Annotated in this window: 5 protein-coding genes and 1 pseudogene; all 6 read right to left on the bottom strand. The window is 38.4% G+C overall.

Annotated features, from left to right (window positions below; genetic code table 11):
* Nucleotides 1-611 precede the first annotated feature (611 nt).
* Nucleotides 612-1,331 carry a GntR family transcriptional regulator gene (locus APF76_17745; protein KUO50991.1) on the bottom strand — a complete coding sequence of 240 codons (720 nt, stop codon included), beginning with the start codon at nucleotides 1,329-1,331 and terminating at the stop codon, nucleotides 612-614.
* 165 nt (nucleotides 1,332-1,496) lie between these two features.
* Entirely contained in the window at nucleotides 1,497-3,128 is a 1,632-nt protein-coding gene (locus tag APF76_17740) for a hypothetical protein (GenBank protein KUO50990.1), read from the bottom strand.
* A 373-nt stretch (nucleotides 3,129-3,501) separates the two neighbouring features.
* Nucleotides 3,502-3,897: a hypothetical protein gene (locus APF76_17735; protein ID KUO50989.1), complete on the bottom strand. Its 396-nt coding sequence runs from the start codon at nucleotides 3,895-3,897 to the stop codon at nucleotides 3,502-3,504.
* Between the two features lie 99 nt (nucleotides 3,898-3,996).
* A complete protein-coding gene (locus tag APF76_17730) occupies nucleotides 3,997-4,947 on the bottom strand; it encodes a trimethylamine methyltransferase (protein ID KUO50992.1) in 951 nt (316 codons plus the stop codon).
* Between the two features lie 454 nt (nucleotides 4,948-5,401).
* Complete coding sequence (locus APF76_17725) at nucleotides 5,402-6,571, bottom strand: alcohol dehydrogenase (protein ID KUO50988.1); 1,170 nt, start codon at nucleotides 6,569-6,571, stop codon at nucleotides 5,402-5,404.
* A 25-nt stretch (nucleotides 6,572-6,596) separates the two neighbouring features.
* Nucleotides 6,597-7,255: pseudogene (locus APF76_17720) on the bottom strand.

Raw genomic sequence — 7,255 nt, 5'->3', positions numbered from 1 at the left:
GCAATGCGTAGAAATACCAGTGCAGAGCCGCCAGTAGTTCTAGCATTGTGATTTTTGCAATGCGTAGAAATACCAGTGCAGAGCCGCCAGTAGTTCTAGCATTGTGATTTTTGCAATGCGTAGAAATACCAGTGCAGAGCCGCCAGTAGTTCTAGCATTGTGATTTTTGCAATGCGTAGAAATACCAGTGCAGAGCCGCCAGTAGTTCTAGCATTGTGATTTTTGCAATGCGTAGAAATACCAGTGCAGAGCCGCCAGTAGTTCTAGCATTGTGATTTTTGCAATGCGTAGAAATACCAGTGCAGAGCCGCCAGTAGTTCTAGCATTGTGATTTTTGCAATGCGTAGAAATACCAGTGCAGAGCCGCCAGTAGTTCTAGCATTGTGATTTAGCAATACCAGTGCAGAGCCGCCAGTAGTTCTAGCATTGTGATTTAGCAATGCGTAGAAATACCAGTGCAGAGCCGCCAGTAGTTCTAGCATTGTGATTTTTGCAATGCGTAGAAATACCAGTGCAGAGCAAGAGGTGGGAGTCTAGTGGTAGTTAACCATCGGATAAACTCATTGCTTAAAGTACTAATGCTGATAGTGAACCAAGTTCAAAAAAGAAGTTTAACTTAGGGTTCTTCCTAGTTTCACTCGAAATGAGTACATATCCGACCTGAATACAGTTTTTTCGTATTCGACAATATTTTCCTCTTGATCATAGTTAATCCTTTCAATTGAAAGTACACTAATTGATGTATCTATGCCTAGCACTTGACACTGTTCTTTAGTAGGAATGGCACTAGTTATTATTTGCTCTGCCTCCCATAGATTTATACCCATTGAGGTCAATAGGCTGTATGTTGCTGCATTATTCAAGTTATACTTTGCTAACTCTAGTCCAATCTTGATAGGATAATATACCTTTTCAATGGCAATTGGTATTTCATTAGCATATTTTATCCTCTTTATTGCATAAAACTCTTTTTGTCCAAGTACTTCTGCCACATCTTTTGGAGAGGACGTCTTACCCTTACTTACTAATTTGATACTGGGTCTCATGCCAATATTTTCGATAATTTCCCTATAGGTTCTAAATTGGCCTAGCCATTCTTCTACTGGACGTAAGGCAAGAAATGTGCCTTTTCCATGTATTTTCTCTAAATATCCTTCATCAACCAGCCCATTAATCGCTTGACGTATCGTGGACCTACTCACATCGAATCTCTTCATCAGTTCCATTTCACTTGGAATTTTTTCTGAATAACACCCGCTGAGTATTTCCTTTACTAATATTTCTTTAACCTGGGCATGTAATGGCATAGAGCTTTTTGTATTGATTTTCATAGTTATCACCCCGAAATCATCATAATGTAAGAACGTATTTACTTCTACTAGTATATGTAAGCTCCGGATGACCGTCAAGGATTTAATTAAGGAGCCTCCCATTCTTTAATTAATGAAAAGCTCCTAAAAAGAATATGAAAAGATTTAACAATGTAGCACAATAGACTATTTATTAAGTACCTTTTGAGTTGACATAGTTATTGGCTCATGATTTATAACAGAGTCACTTATAGGATCATAGTCTATACCAATAGTCTCATGTTTAATAAAACCTTGAGTATCCTTCTTTATATCCTTCACAAAGCAAACTGCTAAAGCAACAGCAATGAACATTAGAGGAGCTGCGGTAACAAGTGACAGAGCCTGAAGCGGCTGCAATCCCCCTATTGCCATCAAAGTTACAGCTGATATACCTATGCCTATAGCCCAAAACATCCTATTCCAACGGGCTGGTTCTTCACCCTGCTTTAAAGCCTTTGTACATACGATGGCAAGGCTGTAGGAACAGGAGTCAATAGTTGTAGCACAGAAGACGAACATTAGCAAAATAAACAAAGGGAAAACGACTGTAGCAATTGGTAGTTGGGATAAAATTGCGGCGATGGTGGTTGCAGGGCCACTATCAGCCATTAATTGAGTCATAGATTGAGCTCCATACAGTTCAATGTTTAAGGATATCCCTCCAAATACCGCAAAAAACACAGCACAACCCAATGAGCCCCAAATGAGAGGAGCTATCGCAACTTCCCGAATTGTACGGCCTTTTGATATTTTCGCCAAAAATACCCCTACAAAAGGTGCTGCTCCAAGCCACCATGCGAAGAAGAAGATAGTCCACCCTTGCGGCCAACCACCCTGGCCAACTGGATCCGTCCAAAAAGTCATTCGGATTGCATTTTGAAAGATAAGACCTATACTGTTGGTAAATGTGTTTAAAATAAAACTTGTAGGTCCAGCAAACAAAGTGAAAATAAGTAAAGAAACTGCCAAGTAAACATTAATAGTACTTAACTTTTTAAGACCCCTATCTAATCCCAAAAAAGTACTAGTACAGAATATTAAAGTCCAAATCAGCAAAATGGTTACGGTCAATGAGAATGATTCTGGTATACCAACAAGTTTAGCAATACTTGCAGAAAGCATTGGCGTACCTAGCCCTAAAATTGTAGTAGCTTCTCCTAAGACCGCAAACATCACTAGAAGGTCTATTACATTAGGCCCCCATACACTTGCACTTTTACCAAAATGCCCTTTAAAGGCACCTCCAAGACTAAGCCTATCATTTCTTCGCACATAATAAGAATAGGCAAGCGGAACACCAAAAACTAGCATTATAGCCCAAGGTATTGGACCCCAATGGTAAATACCATAAGCAGCAGCCCATTCCGCTGCCTCAGCAGTCCCTACTTCAAGACCAAATGGGGGACCCTGCATATAGTAAATAGGTTCAATAATTGACCAATAAACTAAACCTGTTCCAATTCCTGTACAAAATAGCATAGCCATCCAGGCTATTGTGGAAAACTCAGGTTTATCATCAGGCTTACCTAATTTAATCTTACCATATGGACCAAAGCCCAACCAAAACAGAAAGATGATAGAAGCTGCTCCAAAAATCATAAAGGACCATCCCCACTGTCCAGTATAAACACCCATAATTTTATTAGCACTCGTTAGTACTTTATCCTGGTAAATTGCTGCCAATGCACTTGCAATTACAAGAGCAGTTAAAGAACACCAGAATACTACAGGCTCAATTTTAGGTCCCTTCATAAACCTTTCCATTAATTTTTCCATTAATTTCCCTCCTCTTTTTTAAAAACTTGGATCTTAATCCTTGAACACATTTACCGAATTTGTGTCATATTACTCGTTAGTCCACAGTCTCCTTAGACCTGTCCACTATAGTCGTTGCAATACATCTCCTTGTATTTATTTACTAACAATTTATCATAATCACCACCTCGCATACCTTGCAACATTATACTGAATTCTAATACCACCTATCTTAGATATATTAGAAAACAGCTAAATTCCCAATCAAAGCATACTAAAAATTTAAAAGTTTCTGAAATCTAACCCCAAAATTTAATATTATCAAATAGCTTTTAGGGAATTCTTTGATGCCTACCAAAGAATTCCCTAATTTAACTATCTTGACAACCATTTTTCATTTTCTTTTTTCTGCATATTCTGCATCAGCCTCTTGTACAATTGTACGAAGTGCAGATGCAGCCTCACTACTTAATGGTAAAGGTTTGTGGTTTTGCAAAATATCTTTAGCCTTCTCCGCAGCACGTTCAGCCATATCTTTAGACCCTAATTCTAACCAATGTTCACGTTTTCTTCTGTCAATCAAGACTGGATACGATGGCAAGGTTCGCATATATTTCATTGTATGTTCCTGCAGTAAGAAATCACCACGAGGCCCTACCTCATTAATGATATCTACTGCTAAACATTCATCATCTACAGGAATCCCTTGCATTACCTTTCTAATCATCTTAATGATTTCATTGTCGATTAATAATTGAGCAAAACTAAAGATTAGACCAGAATCTAGCATACCTGGGCCATAGATTAAATTAGCGCCGGATAGAGCTGCTAATAAACCTGTTAACGTTTTTTCGTGGCCTGCCTGTGCATCTGGTAATTTACTGTCTGCCTATCCACCAGCAACAAAACTTGGCAATAAATAATATTGTGCTAATTTTGGTACGGCAGCATTTAACATTGCAAGTTCTGGAGAACCAACTGGAGTTGTTGTTAATTTTAAATCAAAGGTGAGTGAAGAACATCCATAAATAACAGGAGCCCCCTTAGATATAAGCTGGTGGAGAACAATTCCCCCTAGAATTTCACAGTTATGGGTTACCAGAGCACCTGATAGTGTGATAGGGGATGTTGCCCCAGCCATTACCATAGATACTAGGTTACAGGGCACCCCAGCTCTTGCACAAGCCATTATACCAGTACAGCAATCCTCATCAAGTGAAAGGGGACTAGTTGGGGAGCAATTAATAGTACATATAGGACGCTCCTTCAGCTTTTCTTCGCTACCAACTATAGCTGTAGCCATCTTAATTATTTTGCTGGCTCCCCATCCATTACCTGGCCCATGAATGGTATGCTTAGAAGTATTCGAAAACACCACTTCAGCTTCATGTAGAGGAGCAGTTTCATTTGGCATGTCACCAGCTGCCAAAGACCTCTCACACACATCTACTTCTTCCATAGCATCAGTCAATAATGCAGCATCGCCTACATCTTGCTTAACAGAGTCTCTAACTTTTCCGTCCAAGTCCATGATTGAAACACCTTGACCAAAGGTGCTAAAATGCACTCGTTTTCCTTCTAATACAAGATCATTTTTAGAATCACGTCCATAGAGAACAATTTTAGGGGGGGCAGAGCGAATAGCTTCTTCTACCATATAAGGAGTAAGTTTAGCAATTTTATTTTTCCGATCAACTTTTGCTCCTCCACCCTCGAGAATGTCCATTGCCTCTTCGCTTCCTATGTACAAACCTGTTTTCTCTAGAACTTCAAGGGTTGCAAGATGAATCTTGTAGATTTCTTCTTCAGTAAAAACATTTAACCCAAAACCACCTACCATAGCAAAATCAGAGTATAAGTTTCTCCTCACTTTTATTCACCTCCATTATTTTTAGTGACACAGTCAAATTACATGCTTGTAATGACGTAATGACGTCTCTACATCTAAGTACATTATAAAGAATTTTCATTAGGATTACAACCTTTCTTTTTCAGATATTTTAAACTATTTTAAACATACTTTTAATTTCAAAAATTAAGAGGCTTTTTCAGTTATATTATCTTATACGATATTTACTCCTGGAGTATCTGGTATTTGGAGTTATGTTGCTAAATCCGGCCTACATTTCCTATAAAGGGTAAATATCTACAATAGATATGCCCAGTATAGGAAATAGCTAGCAGTAGGCAGCTACGAAAGAAGTATACTTTCGTGCTTTACGTCAGTTTGCTGTACAAAGCAGGTAGCAGCAAGTAATTGCTTCTTATCCATTCAAACTTAGCTCCGTGATGTATTAGAGTTTATTACAAAGCAAATTGAAAATATCTGTCACATGGTCTTCATTTGGAAGCTTTCTATTTGTTAAAATACCACCGCCGGATAAAGCATCTGTAACCATCGCAGGTATTTTTAAGGAAAATTCATCCTTATCTTTAATGTATTGTTTTGCTGCATTCCAGATATCATATCCTTCATTATAATCTTCAACGATACTTATTGCTTCTTTTGCCAAATCTGCCTTAGTTTTCTTCCCAGGATCAGCACCAAGAGCTATAGCTACCTCAGCATACCTCTCCTCACATACTTCTAGACCAAATCTCATTACAAATGGCAGTAAAAGAGCTATGGCCAATCCATGGGGCACATTAAAATGAACCCCTAGTACACGTCCAGCTGCATGTGCTAGATTTGTAGAAGAATTGGAGAAAGCTAAACCAGCATAATAGCTTGCTAAAGTCATGCCTTCTCTTGCTTCAAGGTTTAAACCGTCATCATAAGCTTGCTTTAAATACTTTCCTACAAGCTTTATAGCTTCTACAGCATAGAAGTCACTCATAAGAGTAGACTTATTGGAAACATAAGCTTCCATGGCATGACCCAATGCATCCATTCCTGTAAAGGCAGTAAAATTTTTGGGAAGAGTTGCAATTAATTCTGGATCCAAAATTGCTACATCTGGTATTAAATCTTGATGGTTTGGATTTATCTTTATTTTTTTCACAGTATCAATAATGACTGTTATTTTAGTAGCTTCTGAACCGGTTCCTGAAGTTGTTGGAATTGCTATCAGTGGAAGCCGCTTCAACTGATTTTGATTAACTATTTCTCCCCATGGAAGTTCTGGTGACTCTGAAAATAGTGCTATTGCTTTGGCTAAGTCCATAGCACTTCCCCCACCTATTGCTACGACACAGTCACATTTATTGCTTTTTAAAACTTGTAATCCAGCATTGACATGTTCTATAGTAGGTTCCCCACTATAGTCACTAAAGAGAGTAAATTTAATATTATTGTCTTCAAACAACTTTTCAACCCTATGGTTAACATTTGCTACATTATTGACAAGGCTTGGATCCATGAGTAAAAAAATAGATGATTTACCAATGCTTTTTACAATATCTCCAACCTTGTTAAGCGCACCAGTTCCCGCTTCAACCCATTTAACTGAATAAAATGATGCCATCTTCCTCCCCCTCCTATACACATAGCTATTTCTTACATGAATTTTCAAGCCCTATTCTCACAGCTGAAACTATTCTATCAATATCATCTTTAGTCGCAATCAATGCGGGCGCAAATGCAATTACATTATTCTGATTAGGGAAGCTTCTATTAGTTTTACCTGCTAAAACACCTTCATTAGCAATGTTGGCCATTATTTGTCCAAGTACAGCATCACTCATAGGTGTCTTTGATGCCTTATCTTCTACTATCTCAATGCCAGCAAACAATCCATTACCACGTACATCTCCTACAATTGGCAGGTCAAGGAGTTCGTTTAATCTAGCTATAAAATAAGCGCCTACCTTTGCACTATTTTCACAGAGGTTTTCTTCTTCGATAATACGAATATTTTCTAGGGCAGCCGCACAACCACCTGCACAGCCCCCATAAGTACTAATATCCCTAAAATATGCTAACGGTTTAGACGGATCATCAACAAACATATCAAATATTTCCTGGGTTACAACGGTTGCTGATATGGGCATGTACGAGCTGGCCATTCCTTTAGCCATTGTCACCATATCTGGCACTATTCCATAGTGCTCATATCCAAACATAGTTCCAGTTCTTGCAAAGCCACAAACAACCTCGTCCATCATCAATAAGACATCATATTTTTTACAAATCTCCTGTACAATTTTGT

The sequence above is a fragment of the Desulfitibacter sp. BRH_c19 genome (assembly GCA_001515945.1).
GTDB lineage: Bacteria > Bacillota > DSM-16504 > Desulfitibacterales > Desulfitibacteraceae > Desulfitibacter.
Note: the sequence above shows the minus strand (reverse complement) of the source record. Positions and strands in the feature narration are given on the sequence as shown.